This is a genomic window from Arthrobacter sp. JZ12 (assembly GCF_035189165.1).
Taxonomy (GTDB): domain Bacteria; phylum Actinomycetota; class Actinomycetes; order Actinomycetales; family Micrococcaceae; genus Arthrobacter_D.
In genome coordinates, this window is the sequence record NZ_CP045246.1 from 302,050 (window position 1) to 318,201 (window position 16,152).

The 16,152-nt window shown below is 65.4% G+C and carries 16 protein-coding genes, 1 tRNA gene and 1 other RNA gene; 10 read left to right on the forward strand and 8 right to left on the reverse strand.

Going from position 1 to position 16,152, the window contains the following annotated elements:
• Positions 1 to 66: 66 nt before the first annotated feature.
• Both GC088_RS01540 and GC088_RS01545 read left to right on the forward strand, forming a co-directional pair.
• Entirely contained in the window at positions 67 to 996 is a 930-nt protein-coding gene (locus tag GC088_RS01540) for an ABC transporter permease (protein WP_323960164.1), read from the forward strand.
• A gap of 9 nt (positions 997 to 1,005) precedes the next feature.
• Positions 1,006 to 1,809 carry an ABC transporter permease gene (locus tag GC088_RS01545; RefSeq protein ID WP_323960165.1) on the forward strand — a complete coding sequence of 268 codons (804 nt, stop codon included), beginning with the start codon at positions 1,006 to 1,008 and terminating at the stop codon, positions 1,807 to 1,809.
• 14 nt (positions 1,810 to 1,823) lie between these two features.
• Here the strand turns inward: GC088_RS01545 and recR are convergent, their stop codons facing one another.
• From recR to ffs, 4 genes are all read right to left on the reverse strand, one after another.
• Entirely contained in the window at positions 1,824 to 2,420 is a 597-nt protein-coding gene (recR, locus tag GC088_RS01550) for a recombination mediator RecR (protein ID WP_323960166.1), read from the reverse strand.
• A gap of 61 nt (positions 2,421 to 2,481) precedes the next feature.
• A complete protein-coding gene (locus tag GC088_RS01555; RefSeq protein WP_323960167.1) occupies positions 2,482 to 5,094 on the reverse strand; it encodes a DNA polymerase III subunit gamma and tau in 2,613 nt (870 codons plus the stop codon).
• Positions 5,095 to 5,103: 9 nt separating this feature from the next.
• Positions 5,104 to 5,979: a tRNA glutamyl-Q(34) synthetase GluQRS gene (gene gluQRS / locus GC088_RS01560; RefSeq protein ID WP_416377505.1), complete on the reverse strand. Its 876-nt coding sequence runs from the start codon at positions 5,977 to 5,979 to the stop codon at positions 5,104 to 5,106.
• 97 nt (positions 5,980 to 6,076) lie between these two features.
• An RNA gene (gene ffs / locus GC088_RS01565) (signal recognition particle sRNA small type) lies at positions 6,077 to 6,173 on the reverse strand.
• Between the two features lie 114 nt (positions 6,174 to 6,287).
• On the opposite strand from ffs, the gene GC088_RS01570 reads away from it, so the two are divergent.
• The 3 genes from GC088_RS01570 (at position 6,288) to GC088_RS01580 (ending at position 8,924) form a co-directional block, all read left to right on the forward strand.
• Positions 6,288 to 6,373 (forward strand) — tRNA-Ser (locus GC088_RS01570).
• Positions 6,374 to 6,620: 247 nt separating this feature from the next.
• Complete coding sequence (locus tag GC088_RS01575) at positions 6,621 to 7,685, forward strand: ferredoxin reductase (RefSeq protein ID WP_323960169.1); 1,065 nt, start codon at positions 6,621 to 6,623, stop codon at positions 7,683 to 7,685.
• A gap of 42 nt (positions 7,686 to 7,727) precedes the next feature.
• The gene (locus GC088_RS01580) at positions 7,728 to 8,924 is read left to right on the forward strand and encodes a fatty acid desaturase family protein (RefSeq protein ID WP_323960170.1); all 1,197 of its coding nucleotides are present in this window, start codon (positions 7,728 to 7,730) and stop codon (positions 8,922 to 8,924) included.
• 36 nt (positions 8,925 to 8,960) lie between these two features.
• Here GC088_RS01580 and GC088_RS01585 read toward each other — a convergent pair whose 3' ends face one another.
• Positions 8,961 to 9,866, reverse strand: coding sequence for an oxygenase MpaB family protein (locus GC088_RS01585; RefSeq protein ID WP_323960171.1), 906 nt, complete (start codon positions 9,864 to 9,866; stop codon positions 8,961 to 8,963).
• 24 nt (positions 9,867 to 9,890) lie between these two features.
• Complete coding sequence (locus GC088_RS01590; RefSeq protein ID WP_323960172.1) at positions 9,891 to 10,757, reverse strand: hypothetical protein; 867 nt, start codon at positions 10,755 to 10,757, stop codon at positions 9,891 to 9,893.
• Between the two features lie 122 nt (positions 10,758 to 10,879).
• Here GC088_RS01590 and GC088_RS01595 point away from each other — a divergent pair, with 122 nt between their 5' ends.
• Both GC088_RS01595 and GC088_RS01600 read left to right on the forward strand, forming a co-directional pair.
• A complete protein-coding gene (locus GC088_RS01595; protein WP_323960173.1) occupies positions 10,880 to 11,494 on the forward strand; it encodes a DUF4352 domain-containing protein in 615 nt (204 codons plus the stop codon).
• A complete protein-coding gene (locus GC088_RS01600) occupies positions 11,487 to 12,875 on the forward strand; it encodes a multicopper oxidase domain-containing protein (protein WP_323960174.1) in 1,389 nt (462 codons plus the stop codon). Before GC088_RS01595 ends, GC088_RS01600 begins: the two co-directional genes overlap by 8 nt.
• Here GC088_RS01600 and GC088_RS01605 read toward each other — a convergent pair.
• A complete protein-coding gene (locus GC088_RS01605; RefSeq protein ID WP_323960175.1) occupies positions 12,853 to 13,074 on the reverse strand; it encodes a hypothetical protein in 222 nt (73 codons plus the stop codon). The genes GC088_RS01600 and GC088_RS01605 overlap by 23 nt on opposite strands.
• A 4-nt stretch (positions 13,075 to 13,078) precedes the next feature.
• Between GC088_RS01605 and GC088_RS01610 the strand changes: the two genes are divergently transcribed.
• From GC088_RS01610 to GC088_RS01620, 3 genes are all read left to right on the forward strand, one after another.
• Complete coding sequence (locus GC088_RS01610; RefSeq protein ID WP_323960176.1) at positions 13,079 to 14,230, forward strand: multicopper oxidase domain-containing protein; 1,152 nt, start codon at positions 13,079 to 13,081, stop codon at positions 14,228 to 14,230.
• 104 nt (positions 14,231 to 14,334) lie between these two features.
• A complete protein-coding gene (locus GC088_RS01615) occupies positions 14,335 to 14,634 on the forward strand; it encodes a type II toxin-antitoxin system VapB family antitoxin (RefSeq protein WP_323960177.1) in 300 nt (99 codons plus the stop codon).
• Positions 14,627 to 15,313: a LytR C-terminal domain-containing protein gene (locus tag GC088_RS01620; RefSeq protein WP_323960178.1), complete on the forward strand. Its 687-nt coding sequence runs from the start codon at positions 14,627 to 14,629 to the stop codon at positions 15,311 to 15,313. Before GC088_RS01615 ends, GC088_RS01620 begins: the two co-directional genes overlap by 8 nt.
• 38 nt (positions 15,314 to 15,351) lie before the next feature.
• Here the strand turns inward: GC088_RS01620 and GC088_RS01625 are convergent, their stop codons facing one another.
• Positions 15,352 to 16,047: a DsbA family oxidoreductase gene (locus tag GC088_RS01625; RefSeq protein ID WP_323961873.1), complete on the reverse strand. Its 696-nt coding sequence runs from the start codon at positions 16,045 to 16,047 to the stop codon at positions 15,352 to 15,354.
• Between the last annotated feature and the right edge of the window lie 105 nt (positions 16,048 to 16,152).

Genomic DNA, 16,152 nt, shown 5'->3' on the forward strand with positions numbered 1-16,152 from the left:
CGCGTAACTTCCACTTTCAGCAGCAGACACCTCGAAGGAGGAACGGCGGGGGACCGCCGGAACGCCATGGCAGTACCAACTATTGAGCCCGAGGCGGCGCCCACAAGCGCTCCGGCGTCTGATACCTCCCGCAGCGGGACCGGCGACAGGGTCTCCCGGCTGCTTCACGCCCGGCCGAAACTGCGGTTAACCGCACTTTTGGCGCTACCGCTGGCCTGGCTCGGCGTGCTGTACATCGGGTCACTGATCCTGCTGTTCATTACGGCCTTCTGGACCACGGACACGTTCACGTCGAAGGTGGTTCCCGGCTTCACGCTGGAAAACTTCGTCGAGATCCTCACCGTGCCGGCCTATCAGCTGACGGCGTTGCGGACCATCGGGATCGCGCTGGCGGTGACCGTGCTCTGTGCGGTGCTCGCGTTGCCGCTCGGCCTGTTCATGGCCAAAGTCGCATCCCCGCGGACGCGGGCCATTTTCGCCATCGGGATCACGCTGCCGCTCTGGGCCGGGTACCTGGTGAAGGTTTTCTCATGGCGGATCACCTTCATGACCGGCGGGCCGCTCGATTGGCTGCTGGCACCGCTAGGCATGACCGGTCCGGGTTACGGGACCATGGCACTTGTCATCACGCTGGCCTACCTGTGGTTCCCGTACATGGCGGTTCCTGTGTACTCCGCGTTCCGCCAGATTCCCGACAACCTCTTCGACGCGTCCTCGGATCTCGGTGCCAGGCCGTGGGCTACGGTCCGGACGGTAGCGATCCCGCTGCTGAAGCCGGCGTTCATTGCCGGGTCCATCTTCACCTTCTCCCTGAGCCTGGGTGACTACATCGCTGCCCAGTTCGTCGGCGGGAAGATTCAGGTGATCGGCACTGTGATCGCCTCGAACATCAACCTGAACCCGCCGTTGGCCGCGGCCTTCGGCACCGTCCCGATTGTCGTCGTCGTTCTTTACCTCTTCCTGGCCCGCAAGTCCGGCGCCCTCAAGCAGCTCTAGGAGCCTCCGATGCGACTTTCCCCCACGTCCAAACTCACCCTGCGGATCTTCGCCGGGTTGGTGATGGCCGCCATCTACCTGCCGCTGCTGCTGGTCATCCTCAATTCGTTCAACGCCACCACCTCGGGAGCGTTCCCCATCACCGACTTCACTACCCGGTGGTGGGAGGCGGCCTTCGAGAACGACGGCGTCAGGGAAGCACTGTGGACATCCCTGCGCGTGGCGGCGGTCGCCACGGTGATTGCCCTGCTTCTCGGGACCATGATCGCGTTTGCGCTTTCCCGGTATGACTTTTTCGGGAAGAACACCGTCAATCTTCTGGTGGTGCTGCCCATCGCGCTGCCCGGCATCGTCACCGGCGTCGCACTGAACAACACCTTCAAGACGGTGCTGGAACCTCTTGGAATCGGACTGGGCCTGTTCTCGGTGATCGTGGGCCATGCGACGTTCTGCATCGTCATGGTCTTCAACAATGTGCAGGCACGGTTGGGGCGGATGAACCGGGGACTGGAAGAGGCCGCCATGGATATGGGTGCCAACGTCATCAAGACGTTCTTCACGGTGACTCTTCCGGGGTTCCGGTCGGCCTTCGTGGCCGGCGGACTGCTGGCCTTCGCACTGAGCTTCGACGAGATCGTGGTGACCACCTTCACCGCTCCGCCCGGAACAGAAACACTGCCCGTCTGGATCTTCAACAACATGGCTCGACCAAACCAGGCTCCTGTAGTCAACGTGATCGCCGCGGTGCTGATCGTTGCCTCGATGATCCCGGTCTACCTGAGCCAGCGCATGACCGGCGACGACAAGAAGTAGGGCGCGCCTTCGGCTCAGGAGACGGTGCGGCGGCCCTCGAACGCGCGGCCCAGGGTAATTTCGTCCGCGTATTCGAGGTCTCCGCCCACCGGGAGGCCGGATGCGAGCCGCGTTACCTTGATGCCGATCGTCTTCAGCATGCGGACCAGGTAGGTGGCGGTCGCTTCACCCTCGAGGTTGGGGTCGGTGGCGATGATGATCTCCTGGATCTGCTCGTCCGAGAGGCGGTTCAGGAGTTCGCGGATGCGCAGCTGGTCCGGTCCAATGCCCGCGATCGGATTGATGGACCCGCCCAGCACGTGGTAGCGGCCGCGGAAGGAGCGTGTCCGTTCGACGGCGATGACGTCCTTGGACTCCTCGACCACGCAGATGGCCGAGGGGTCCCGCCGGGGGTCGCGGCAGATCCCGCACGTTTCCTGTTCGGCGACATTTCCACAGATGGTGCAGAACTTGACCCGTTCCTTCACGGTTACGATCGCGTTGACAAGCCGCTTCATATCCTCGGAGTCGGCTTCGAGGATGTGAAAAGCGATGCGCTGCGCCGATTTGGGGCCGACGCCGGGTAGTCGTCCCAGCTCGTCGATGAGCTCCTGAACTGCGCCTTCGTACACGGGTATGCCTTAGCTGTTGGTGGTGCTGGACTCTGCGGAGCCAAACGGGGAACGGCCGCACCTACGAATCGAGGCTGCGTTCCTCGATGAGCCGACCATTGAGGATTCGTTCGATGGCCTGACGGCCCACGAGCCCGGACTCCTCGATCGTCTCGTCGTCGGCACTGGGGATGTCCTCGACGAGATTCAAGTCTACGGGGCCGGGCGTCGGCTTGGGCCGGGCTGCCTCTGCCCGAGCGGCCTCGTCCAGCAGCTGCTGGTAGCGGCTGGGCCGGGCTGGAGGCTCATCCTCGTACGGAGGCTCCTCGGGCCCTGGATCCTCTGGGTCGTACGGCGGTTCGACGGCGCCCGCGGGAGTCCATTCAGTTGCGGCGGGTTGAGCCGGTCGGTGCGTCACCGGTTGAGCGGGCCGCGGTGTCGCCGGCTGAGCCGGTGCAGGGGTTGCCGGCTGGGCTGGTGCCTGTGCCGGCTGGGCTGGTGCGGAGGTCATCGGTTGGGCGAGTGCCTGTGCCGGGCCGCCTTGGACCGCAGCTGATTGGCGCGGCAGGCCCCATGCCTCATCGATGGATGCTGCAGCGGAAGGGGTCGACACGGCGTGGGCATCCGCCGATGCTGGAGCAGGCAAAGCAGCTGCAGAAGCTGGGCTGACGGCGGCTGGACCGGGACGGGTGGATCCTGTGCCGTCTGCCGGGTTGGGCCGGCTAGTAGGTACTTTTGGGTCGGGTTCACCCGCTGCCGCAGCGCCGTCGTGGATTGCCTCGATGCTGCAGGTGAGCCCCAGGACCTTATTGATTGCCTGCTTCAGGTTGTCCATGTGCTGGCCGCGCTGGAAGCCGAGGGCGTTGCCTTGCGAGGCGAAGGCGAGCGTCAACTGGTTCCCATTGAACGACCGCGGCTTCGCATCGGTATTGACGTTGAGCCAGGTGCTGCGCTTGATCCGGGCCAGTTCGTCCATGACTTCCGGCCAGGCCCGCCGGATCATTTCGATCTGTCCCGTTCCCTGCGGGGCAGCAGGTTCGACGGGTTTAGCGGTATTTCCCTGCGGCGGCACGGGACGGGACTGCGGCTGTTCCGCCTGGCGAGGGGCTGCCGGGTCCTGCGAGGGACGGGAGGGCTCCGATTGCGACGGACCCTGCTGGTGGGATTGCGGCTCTTGGCCCGGGAAGCCCTGGCCAGGACGCTGGGTCTGGCCGCGACGCTGGGCGTTCTCGTCGGGACGCTGGGCGTTTTCGCCGGGACGCTGGGCGTTCTGCTCTGGACGCTGCGCGTTCTCGCCCGGGCGCTGGGCACCCTGGTCGGGACGCTGCTGCGCAGCAGGCTTCTCTGCCGGCAGGCTCCAACCGCCGCCCCAGTCCGCCGCCCCTGGCTCCTGGGCCGGTTCCGCGGCGCGTTGCAGCTTCTCCGCCGGCGCCGGTTCTTCCTCTTGATGATGCCGGGCCGGCTGTGCTGGAGGGACCGGTGCCGGTGCAACGGCCGGGACCGGTGCAGGAGCGACAGCATCCAATCCGCTCGCGTAGCTGAGTCGACGTTCGATCCGGTCAACGCGTGCGAGGGTGCCCTGCTCGGACTGATCCGCAGCCGGCAGCAGAATACGGGCGCACAGCAGCTCAAGGTGCAGGCGGGGCGACGTGGCACCCGTCATCTCGGTCAGCGCTGTATTGGTGATGTCAGCGGCGCGGGAAAGCTCCGCACGCCCCAGCTGCTGGGCCTGCGTGCGCATACGGTTCAACTGGTCCTCGGGCACACCGCGCAGTATCGACGCTGCAGCATCGGGAACGGCATTGACAATGATCAGGTCGCGGAAGCGTTCGAGGAGGTCTTCGACGAAGCGTCGAGGGTCATGTCCGGTCTGGATTACGCGGTCCACTGCGCCAAAGACAGTGGCGGAGTCATCCGCCGCAATAGCGTCCACGACGTCGTCGAGCAGTGAGGCGTGGGTGTAGCCCAGCAACGAGACGGCAAGCTCGTAGTCCAGGCCCGAGGGGCCGGCACCGGCCATGAGCTGGTCCAGCACCGACAGCGAGTCACGGACCGACCCTCCGCCGGCCCGGACCACCAGCGACAGTACGCCCGGTGCAACTGCGATGTTCTCCTGGTTGCAGAGCAGTTCCAGGTAGGCCATCAGCGGCTCGGGTGGAACCAGGCGGAACGGATAGTGGTGGGTGCGGGACCGGATGGTGCCGATCACCTTGTCCGGTTCCGTGGTGGCGAAGATGAACTTGATGTGTTCCGGCGGCTCTTCGACGATCTTCAGCAGCGCGTTGAACCCCGCGCTGGTGACCATGTGGGCCTCGTCGATGATGAAGATCTTAAAGCGGTCGCGTACCGGGGCAAAGGTGGCTCGCTCGCGGAGGTCGCGTGCGTCGTCGACACCGCCGTGGGACGCGGCGTCGATCTCGATGACATCAAGGCTTCCCGAACCGTTGCGGGCCAGCTCAACGCAGCTGTCGCAGACACCGCAGGGAATTGGGGTGGGGCCCTGGGCACAGTTCAGGCAGCGGGCCAGGATACGGGCGGAGGTGGTCTTGCCGCAGCCGCGAGGGCCGGAGAAAAGATAGGCGTGATTCACCCGGTTCTTGGAGATGGCCGTCATCAGGGGTTCGGTGACGTGCTCCTGGCCGATGACGTCGGAGAAGGTCTCCGGACGGTACCGGCGGTAAAGGGCTGTGCTCACAGAAGAACTCTATCGGTTGGGTCGGACGGTCACGGCATCGGTGGAGGAGAGGTGGGAGGCATCCACAACCCATGGTTCACGCGGCAGGGCGCCCGGATCAAATGCGTCCAGCGCAGCCTCCAGCGAGGCCTCCGGCAGCCGCAGCGAACGCAGGATTATTGCCCGGATTTCCGCCGGTTTCCACCCCAACGCGGTGAGCTGCTCGAGGGTGACTGCGCCGTCCCGTTTGGCCAGCCGCTTTCCCTCCGGATTCAGCGCCAGCGGCACGTGCGCGTACTCGACCGGCGGCAGTCCGAGCAGGGATGCGAGCCAGGCCTGCCGTGGCGCCGAGCTCAGCAGGTCATCCCCTCGCACCACCTGGTCGACACGCTGCGCCGCATCATCGACCACCACGGCCAGGTTGTAGGCCGGCACCCCGTCATTGCGGACCACCACGAAGTCGTCCACCGCGCCGGTGTAGGGACCGTGCAGGACATCACGGATCTCATAACGGTCGACGTCGGCACGCAGGCGCAGCGCCGCCGGCCGCGACAGGCGCGCGGCCTCCCGCTCGGCAGGGGACAGGTTGCGGCACGTGCCGGGATAGTGGCCGGGAAGGACATGCGGGGCTGATGCTGCTTCGGCGATGTCGCGGCGCGTGCAGAAGCACTCAAAGAGGCGGCCATCGGCCCGCAGCCGGGACACGGCGTCGTCGTAGAGGGCACGGCGTTCGCTTTGCCGGGTGACCTCCCCGTCCCAGGAAAGCCCGACGGCGGCAAGCTCCTCGAGCTGGGCGGCTTCAGCGCCGGCGCGGACCCGGTCGAGATCCTCGACGCGCAACAGGAACCGCCGACCGGTGGAGCGAGCGAACAGCCAGGCGAGGATGGCGGTTCGGAGATTCCCCATGTGCAGTTCGCCCGTTGGGCTCGGTGCGAAGCGGCCGGCGCTCACTGGTTTCCTCCTGCTGCACGGATCCTGCTGCAAACCAGCATGTTCAGCGAAACGTAAAGACCCCTCATGCACCTGCCAGAGCCCGCCTACCCTTGCTACCTTCCGGTCCTGGGGGAGTTCAACAGGATGACACCACATGAGGGGCCGCGTAATAGTCTACAGGAACCGCGAGGCAGGGCTGGTTCAACAGCGAGGCGGGGCCGTTTCGCGGCCGATTCGGCACATCCGGCTTGTCCGGGTATTCTGGTATCTGCTCCACGCAAGGAGGATTCGCCTAGCGGCCTATGGCGCACGCCTGGAACGCGTGTTGGGTTAACAGCCCTCGGGGGTTCAAATCCCCCATCCTCCGCTCTTTTCGCGAAGCACCCCGGTCTCACCGTCCGGGGTGCTTCGCTATATCAGGGCTGTTGCTGCCCGCGCTGGTGGAAACATAAGCATACTGAGTAAAATATTGCTTGTATGGATTCTGTGTCAGGTAGCGTGAGCTCAAAAGTTCACCCGTCGGAAGTTCCACCCCTTGCGCGGCAAGCCGTTCTAACCCCCACAGCTCGTGCCCGGTTCTTCCGGGGCAAGGAGTTGAGATTGGACCATCAGGGATGACCCTGCGACGACCAAAGCTGACACGCGCGCTGTCAGCCCTGACAACACCGTTGGCGCCTGAGGACTTCCTCTCGTTGTTCAATCCGGTGTTCTCCTCCCGGCAGCTGCGTGGAATCGTCACCAAGGTTGTGTCGGAAACAGCTGACTCAGTCACCATCCACTTCCGCCCCGGGCGGGGCTGGAAGGCGCACCTCGCGGGGCAATGGGCGCGGATCGGCGTCGAACTGGATGGTGTGCGCCACTGGCGCTCCTACTCCCTCAGCACTGCGGCCGGGCAGGATCCGGCAATCACCGTGACCGACATGGGGGCGGTGTCCCGGGTGCTCGTCCGGGAGACCAAGCCCGGCGATGTCCTGTTCCTGGCACCGCCGGAAGGCACTTTCGTGCTCCCCGAGCGCCCGCGTCCCCTCCTGATGCTCACGGCCGGCAGCGGCATCACGCCGGTGATGTCCATGATCCGCACGCTGGTTCCCCGCCGCCCCGACGCGGACGTTGTCCTCATCCACTCGGCCCGCAGCGCCAAGACCAGCCTCTTCGTCGAGGAGCTCCGCGAGCTCGCCGACCAGTTCCGCTCGTTCCGGATGAAGCTCTGGTTCACTGCCGAGCACGGCCGCCTGGACTTCTCCGTCACCTCCGCGCTGGACCGGCTGTGCCCGGACTGGCGCCTGCGGGCGGCCTACGCCTGTGGCCCCGAGAAATTCCTGGAGGACGCCGAATCGCTGTGGACCCGCCAGGCGAAATCTTCTCCCGGCACGCTGACCATCGAGCGCTTCAGCACCAAGCTGGCCACGGACAACGGGAACGACGGCGGCCTGGTCACCTTTGAAGTTTCGGACCGCGAGGTCGAGGCGGACGGGAACACCCCGCTCCTTGAGGTCGGGGAAGATGAGGGGTTGCTGATGCCGAGCGGATGCCGGATGGGCATCTGCCACAGCTGCCTCATTCCGCTGCGTGCCGGGCAAGTCCGTGACCTGCGCACCAACGAAGTACATGGGGAGCCCGGGCAACTGATCCAGACCTGTGTCTCGGCCGCGGCCGGACCCGTAAACCTCGAATTCTAAGAAACCAAAAATTCAGAGTCAGAGAAGTTCAGGAGGAAGCGCATGACGAACCTCGCAGACCAGGGCACCGCCCTGGCAGATCCAGGTACTGCTATTGAAAAGGCGCCGGTTCGACGACGGCCGGGAGCGCTCGCCGAGAGCGGTCACCCGCTGGTGCGTCCGCCGGCAGCCTCGCACCTGTCCGACGAGCAGGTGGCGGAGCTGGGGCGCGAACTGGACGCCATCCGGGATGAGGTCCTGGCGCGCCGTGGTAAGCAGGACGCTGCGTACATCCGCCGGGTCATCAAGGCACAGCGGGTGCTCGAGTTCGGCGGACGTGCCGCACTTCTGTTCGGCAGGAACAGGGCAGCCTGGGTCGCGGGAACGGGCATGCTGAGCATCGCGAAGATCCTCGAGAACATGGAGTTGGGCCACAACATCCTGCATGGACAGTGGGATTGGATGCGCGATCCGGACATCCACTCCACAACCTGGGAGTGGGATTTCGTGACGCCCGCGCGTTCGTGGCAGCACACCCACAATGACCTGCACCACCGGTGGACCAACGTTGTGGGCAAGGACCGGGACGTCGGATACAACCTGCTCCGCATGGACGAGGACCAGCCGTGGAAGCCGTTCAACCTCGGCAACCCGCTGTACAACGCCCTGCTTGCGCCGGTCTTCGAATGGGGGATCGCGCTTTATGACCTCGAGCTCCCCGAGTACAAGGAGGGCCTGAAGTCCAAGGATGCACTCCGGAAGGATCTCCAGGCGCTTGGTCGCAAGGCGCTGAAGCAGTTCGGCAAGGACTATGTCGCAACGCCCGTCGTGGCCATGGTGACCGGTTCGGGCCGACGCGCGCTCACCGGAACGCTGACCGCCAACGCGGTCCGCAACGTGTGGGCGCACGCCGTCATCTTCTGCGGACACTTCCCCAACGGCACGGAAACCTTCACGGAGGAAATGGTCGACGGCGAGACCCGCGGTGACTGGTACGTACGGCAGATGATCGGCTCGGCCAACATTTCCGGTTCGAAGTTCATGCACCTGATGTCGGGCAACCTCTCGCACCAGATCGAACACCACCTGTTTCCCGACCTGCCGTCCAACCGGTACCACGAGATCGCCCCGAAGGTCCGCGAGATCTGTGCCCGGTACGGGCTTCCGTACACCACCGGTCCGCTGCTGAAGCAGGTTGGATCGGCCTGGGCGAAGGTCTTCAGGCTGGCGCTTCCGGACCGGAAACCCCAGGCGGGCTAACCCAGCCGGCCTAATCCAAGCGGGCTAGCAAATTAGCTACTGCTGACTCTGCACGCGGCGGATCCGGCGAAGCGCGGCTGCTTCGCTGGGTCCCTGCCGCCCGAGTCCGAGCTTGATGACGCCCAGAACCAGCAGCACGGCGGGCTTCACGGGCAGGTCCAGTTTCCCGATCCGTGGCACCGACAGGCCGAGCAGCTCGCGTTGCCGCGGCGTGAGCGTAGCCACCGCTCCGGCGAACAGCACCCTGTACCCAAGCCGCTGGGACCGCGGCAGGGGAGGCCGGCGAATGTACGCAAGCGCGTCCTGAACCTGTTCGTTTGAGGTGAGTTCGTCGTCGTACGCGGCCAACTGGGCACGCAGTTCCGCGACACTGCGCGGGGGGTCCTCCACGCCCATCAGCCCGCCGGCGACCGCCCACTGCCGCACGTACTCGTCCGGCCCGCCCGGGAACCGGAGACCGTAGCGCTGGTGCGCGGCGAGGAATGAGTCGGTGAAGGCCAGATGCACCCAGCGGAGCAGGAGTGGGTCGTTGGCGCTGTAGGGATGCTCGACGCCGTCGGCTCCCGTATACGTGCCGGTCACCTTCTGGTGCAGCTTCCGCACCCAATCCGACGCGCCCCTGGCGGCGTCGGTCGACCCATAGGTGACCGTGAAGATCCAGCGGATGGTGTTGGCCAGCCTGCCCAGCGGATCTTCCCGGAAGTTCGAGTGCGCGTAGACACCGGCCATCGCGCCCGGGTGGAGGGCCTGCAGCAGCAGGGCGCGGATGCCTCCCACCGTGGGCGTCATGGAACTGTGCACGGACCAGACGGCGGATCCCGGCGCGAAGTAGCCGACGTCGTTCCCCTCCGCCAGTTCCTCCGTCCAGGCTGGGGGCGTTCCGCCCGTGCCGGTGAAGGTGTTCTTGAGCTCGATGCGGAGGCGGGACAGCAGGGACTGCATCCCTTCAGTATGCGGCCGGCGGAGTCAGTATGCGGCCGCCAGGGTGTCGGCGCAGCGTAGCAGGAAGGCGGCGCCCGCGTCGTCGTGGATCAGGTCGCCCTCGGTTAGTACCGGGTAGGGCTTCTCCGGCACGCCGTCGGCGGGGCGGACATCGAGGTGGGCCACGCTGTAGCCGTGCTCGTGGAGGTAATCGGCCATCGCGTAGTCGGTACGCGAGTCGCCGACGGTCCGCCAGGTGTCCGGAATGTCCCCGGCAATGAGCTGCAGTGCACGCTCGGCACCGAGATCCTTGCCCACACGGACCGACTCGATGTCGGTGGAGATGATTGTGGGGTCCACCCGGTAGTCGACGCTGTCGTCGCTGTCCGGGAGGTGGTGGGAAAGCCTGCATACGCCCATGTCGAAGCGCTGCATGATCTCCATGGCTGCCCGGTCGAACGGGCCCTGACGGTCCAGGTAGTCGGCATTGTCGACGTCGACGCGCTGCTCAATCGACACCATTGCCCGCTTGGTCTCGTCGAAGAACATGTGGTCGGCGTACTCCTCCTCCACAAGACGGCGGATCTCATTGCCGAACTCCACCGGCAGGGCCAGCGTCCCATCAACCTGCAGTTCGGTCGGTCCGGACGCCGTGAAACTGAACCAGGTGGCGCCCTTCTCGCAGACAGCGTGGAAAGCGACGCCCTCCGGGATGCCCGCAGCGAGCATTGGCTCCATGACCTCCTCCCGGATGAAGGCGTCTGAGCGTCCGGTGTTGAAGATGACCGGCCAGCCGGCGGCGGCGAGCGCAAGCAATGCAGCGATGATGTCGGGCCGGACCGTTCGGGTGACGGGACTGGCAACAGGACCATCGACGTCGAGAAGCAGGCCCATGCGCACGGGAGGAGTCATGGTTTCAGTATCGGCTTCGCAGAAGGCGCCGAAGAAATCGATGACACCCGCAGGGTTTCTCCAAGGTCTTGAAATAAGACTGGTGTCCTGCAGCATCCACGCACGATTCATTGAGGCACGCAATGGCGATTTCTGAAATCGCGATAGCCGAGCAGGATGCGGCTGACCTGTTGCCTGGGGAGGCAGCCGACCGTCCCACCGGACTGACGCGAAGAGTATTTGGCATTCTTATCGGCACCGGTGCACTTGGGACCGCAGCAGGCTGGAGCATCGTCTCCGCCGCAGGGGGCACGGAGGAGGTTCCGACGTCGTTCGGTTCCGTCCGTATCGCCGCGGCAGAGCGGCAGGCCCGGCTGGCAGGCACACCAAGCGCACACTCCACCCATGGGGCAGCCCCGCCGGGGGCGGGGGCACAACCTTTCAACCACACCTGGGGCGAACACCTGGCCGTGCAGTTGGCCGTCCGAAACACCTCATCGCGCAACGTCCTGTTCGCGCCGGGGCAGCTGCGGCTGTCACTGGGTGAGACAACGGTGACCAACCGGAGCGCCGAGGTGTCCAAGATCCTGCTGACGCCGGATTCCACCCGCAGCGTCTGGATCAGCTACCTGATGCCTATCGGGGCCACCACTATTTCCGCTCGGTTCACCGATCCCTGGGGCGAGTCTGCGCCGCTGGTGCTCGCCCTTCCCCGTATCTCCCTTCGACCTGGTTCCCTGGAGGGACATCATGGCTGAGCAACTGCCCCCGGAAATACTTGCCAGAGGTGACCTGCTCAAGCTGGGAGCAGCAGCCGGCCTGGGATTCGCCGCGCTGCCCCTGGTGCAGCCGGCCGTGCCCCGGGCGCGGGTGGCGCGCACGCCGGTTCCGCTGGCGCTGGCGCCGCTGCCGGGTGTGCTGGACGTCTACATCAACGAGGGCTACCTCAAGATGGTGGACGACACCCTTGTGTACCACCGCGGCTTCGGCAGTCGACCCACCGACATTGACGACGAGAACCCCAGCCTCTGCATGGAACCCACCGTCATAACGAAAGACAACGAGGTGGTGCCCAGCCGCAGCTACCCGATCGGGGCACCCCTGCCGCCGCGCGGAACGCCGACGCCGGTGGGCCCGGACCCGGCTAACCCGGGCCAGTACCTGATTCGCCGGAACTACTGGGCAAGCTACTTCCCGCAGCGGACAGTTATTGCCGAGCTGGGCAGCACGGTTTGCCTTCGCGTCCAGAACCGGCTGAACAAGCCGCACACGCTTACCGTGTTTGAAGCCGGGCCCGACGGCGCCGACCTCACCACGGGCGCGATAGCCCCGGACTCTGTGGCGACCCTTGAATTCCCGTGCCCGCCACCTGGCACCTACATCTTCGCGGACCCCACCAACGCGCCGGTTGAACGCGTCCTGGGCCTGTTCGGCGTGCTGGTGGTGATGGACCCGGAGCATCAATGGGACATCGCCGAGGACGGCGCCACGTTTGAGCGCCAGTGGGTATGGATCTGCCACGCGATCGAACCGCGCTGGGCCTCGATGGAAGCGTCAGGGCAGACGGTCAATCCGACGCAGACACGGGCTGTTCCGCGATACTTCACCCTCAACGGGCGAAGCGGGTTTGAATCCCTCGCGATCACCTTCAACGAGGACCTCAACCTCGCTTCCGAGGAGGAAACCCTCATTTCCGGCTATCCGCGCCAGGTGGACGTGCGCCAGTTCGGCGAGGGGACGGAGGCAGGGACCCTGCGCGGCGGACAACTGGTGCGGCTGGTCAATCCAGGCATCGTCTGGCATCAGATGCATTTCCACGGGAACCACATCTGGACAGTGCGGCGCGACAACGTCGACTGGCCACGCCACGACGGATTCGTAGACGCCAAGGGCCACGTGGTTGTCCAGCAATGGGAGGACGTGGTGGAGCTTGAAGCCATGCAGCGCAAGGACTGCATCATCCCGATCAAGCGACCGCCGGATGCGATCGATCCCGTCTGGTTTGCCCGCACCACCGACTGGGTCTATCCGATGCACTGCCATGCGGAACCGTCCCAAACCGCTGCCGGCGGGCTTTACCCCGGCGGACTCGTTGCACACTGGACCCTCAAGGGTCCTAACCCAGGAGCCACACAGTGAGTATCTTCAGCCGCAGACGCACCGAGCGGAGGCAGTCAAGGCGGGCGCGTCGAGCCACCCGATCGGCAACTCCGACGACGGCGCCCACCACGACCGCGCCCCCCTCCACGACCGCGCCGCCCACCACGACCGCGCCGCCCGCAAACGGAACGGCGACATCCAACACCGGCACAACAGCGACAGCTACGGCCACGGCCACGGCTGTGCCCTCGCCCGCCCCTTCACCAGCTGCCGGCGAGGGAAGCGAGCCCCATCTGCACCACCGCTTCGAGAGCCAGGTGGACTTCAGCTCGGACCAGCTCGAGGCGGCGAACCCGGTCACCGAGTTCCTGCAGCCTGCCGCGGTCTCCGTGGATTTCGACTTCCACCACGAGGACCTCCGCATGCCGGACGGTGCCGAATTTGAGATGTGGAGCTTCGAGGATGACCGCTTCGAGCGTGGCTTCCCGGGACCGACCCTCCGCGTCCAGGAAGGGAAGATCTTCCACGCCACGGTCCATCCCAGCAGGGGACCGCACACCATCCACTGGCATGGGATGGAGCCGGACCCACGGAACGACGGCGTGGGGCACACTTCCTTCGAAGTCGACGGACAGTACACCTACCAGATGCAACCGGAGGCGGGCCGTCCCGGGGACCCGAACTACGGTTCAGCCGGGACGTACTTCTATCACTGCCATGTTAATACTCCACTGCATGTGCAGATGGGCATGTTCGGGCCCCTCGTGGTGGATCCGGTAGTGCATCCCGACTATCCAGTGAGCCCGGGTGCGCGACGGGCCTTTGTGGACGGCCCCGAGTACGACATCGAAACCGAGGCGCTGTTCGCGCCGTACTCGCTGGATCCCCGCTGGCACGAGATGAACCATGCGGACGGGCTGTCAGGCGAGGACGTGGGGATGAACCGCTTCGAGCCGCGCCACTTCTACGTCCTGGGCGGTGAGATCGCCCGGCGCCCGACGGGACGTGAGCGCGTCTGGTCCCTGTCCCGGCTTCGGGCCAACGTGGTGGGGGGAGCGAAGAAGCCCACGCTGCTCAGGACGGTGAACGCCAACTACCTGCCCACCCAGGTGTTCTTCACTGACGCGGGCGGCGCGGAGATGCCGATCATGGAACTCATCTCCCACGACGGCCGCCCGTTCCGCGACACCTCTGAGCCGGGGATGCCCTCGCCGAGCTGCCGGGATGCCGGTTATCCGTTGACCACCAGCCGCCTTGCCTACGGCGCTGCCGAACGGTTCGACATGCTGCTCCTGCCGGAGAAGCCGGGCCGCTACTTCATGAAGGTGCAGTGGGAGGACTGGATCACCGGGGCTGTGCTGGCAACCCGGACCATCCCGATCGACGCCGCCTGAGCAGACGATCCGGGCAGCGTCACATAGTAACTGTTTAGCGACGACAAGATGAGCCGGCATTGGGTCACATTCCATTGCCGGCTCATCTTGCCTAGGCTGTATTGGTGATCTTCAAAGCAGTGAGTGACGGACGGCCATATCCCGACCATGGGTACGTGACCCCCAAAGACTGGGCAAATGTACCTCCGCGCCAGGTGCGGCTCGACGAACTCGTCACCACCAAGACCACCCTCGACCTCGAGGCGCTGCTGGCAGAAGACTCCACCTTCTTCGGCGACCTCTTCCCGCACGTAGTGCAGTGGAAGGACACCCTGTACCTCGAGGACGGCCTCCACCGGGCGGTGCGCACAGCGCTGCACCAGCGCACCATTCTGCACGCGCGGGTGCTGGTGATCGATGGCTAAGAGATCCGGCCACAAACCCATTCGTTCCAAGAAGAACCCGATCGAATGGCACGGACACCGCATAGTTACCGAGAACGATCTTGAGCAGGTCTTCGCCGACGACGGCAACGTAGAGCGCCCGCACGCCTACATGAGAAGGCTCCGGCACGGCATCGTGCTCGTGCTTCTGGTCGCTGTGCTGGCGGCTGCGGTCTATTTCGCGCTTGCGCTGGCCCGCGGTGACATCAAGCTGGAGGCGGGAGAGTTGCCGGCGCCTATCGTTCCGGATGCGTGTCCAGCCGGCCCCTTCGAGCCGGTGGACCCGAAGTCAGTCACCGTCAACGTGCTAAACAGCACCAGCATCGCCGGGCTGGCTGACAACGCCGCCACCGCTCTCGAAGAGCGGGGGTTTGCGGTTGAGTTGATCGGCAACCGGACGATCGGCAGCACCAACATGACCGCCGTCGTCGTATCCGGTCCTGACGGTTACGCCCAGGCGTTCACGCTGCAGCGGCTGATCCCGAACTCGGTATATCTGGAGGACGAACGTCCGGACGCCACGGTGGACGTAGTCCTCGGTTCGGAGTTTGAATCCCTGGTCGCAGCCGACAAGGTCAACGCCGAACCGGGGCCGCTGGTCTGCGAACTTCCCTCCACCGCGACGCCCACGGCAAGCCCGACGGCCACGCCCACCGCTTAACTTGGTCCACCGGTTAGCTGCCAGCTCTCACGCCAGCGTCAGCAGCCGTCCGGGCCGCAGGTTTCGCCGTCGGCGGTGGTGGACACGGGAATGAGCGGGTGGGATTCCTGCCATGCCTGATCCAGGGCCTGACGGAAAAGCTCGACGGGCTGCGCCCCCGAAATGCCGTACTTCCGGTCAATCACGAAGAACGGTACGCCGCTGACCCCGAGCGTCTGCGCCTCGCTGATGTCCCGCCGGACGTCATCGGCGAAACGGTCGCCGGCCATCGTCTCGCGCACGGCTTCTTCGTCAATGCCGAGCTTCGCGCCCAGCGACACCAGGATTTCGACGTCGGACGTGTCAAGTCCCTGCTCAAAGTGGGCGGACAGGATGGTTTCCTTCGCCTCGTTCCCCAGGCCGAGGGACTTGGCGAGGTGGAGGAACCGGTGTGCTGGGAAGCTGTTGCCGACCACCACGGAATCGAAGTCGAACTCGATGCCGGTGTCCGCTGCGGAGCTGGTGAGCTGGTTCCACATCTGGCGGACCTGCTCGGGCGCAATTCCCTTCCGCTCCGAGAGGTACTGCTGCTCGGTGCCCTCGTAGTGCTCGGGAAGACCTGGGTCCAGCTGGAAGCTCTTCCAGGTGACCTCCACGCTGTCACGGTGGGGGAAGGCAGCCAGTGCCTTTTCGAAGCGGCGCTTGCCCACAAAGCACCACGGGCATTTCACGTCGGACCAGATCTCGATATGCATGCTTTTTGCAACTCCGCTGCCGCTACGGGCTATTCCCGTGAGCCGGCGGCCGCCGTCGTGATCTAGTGCACGGTAGGTGCGCACCCGCGCTAGGGTGGAGCGAGA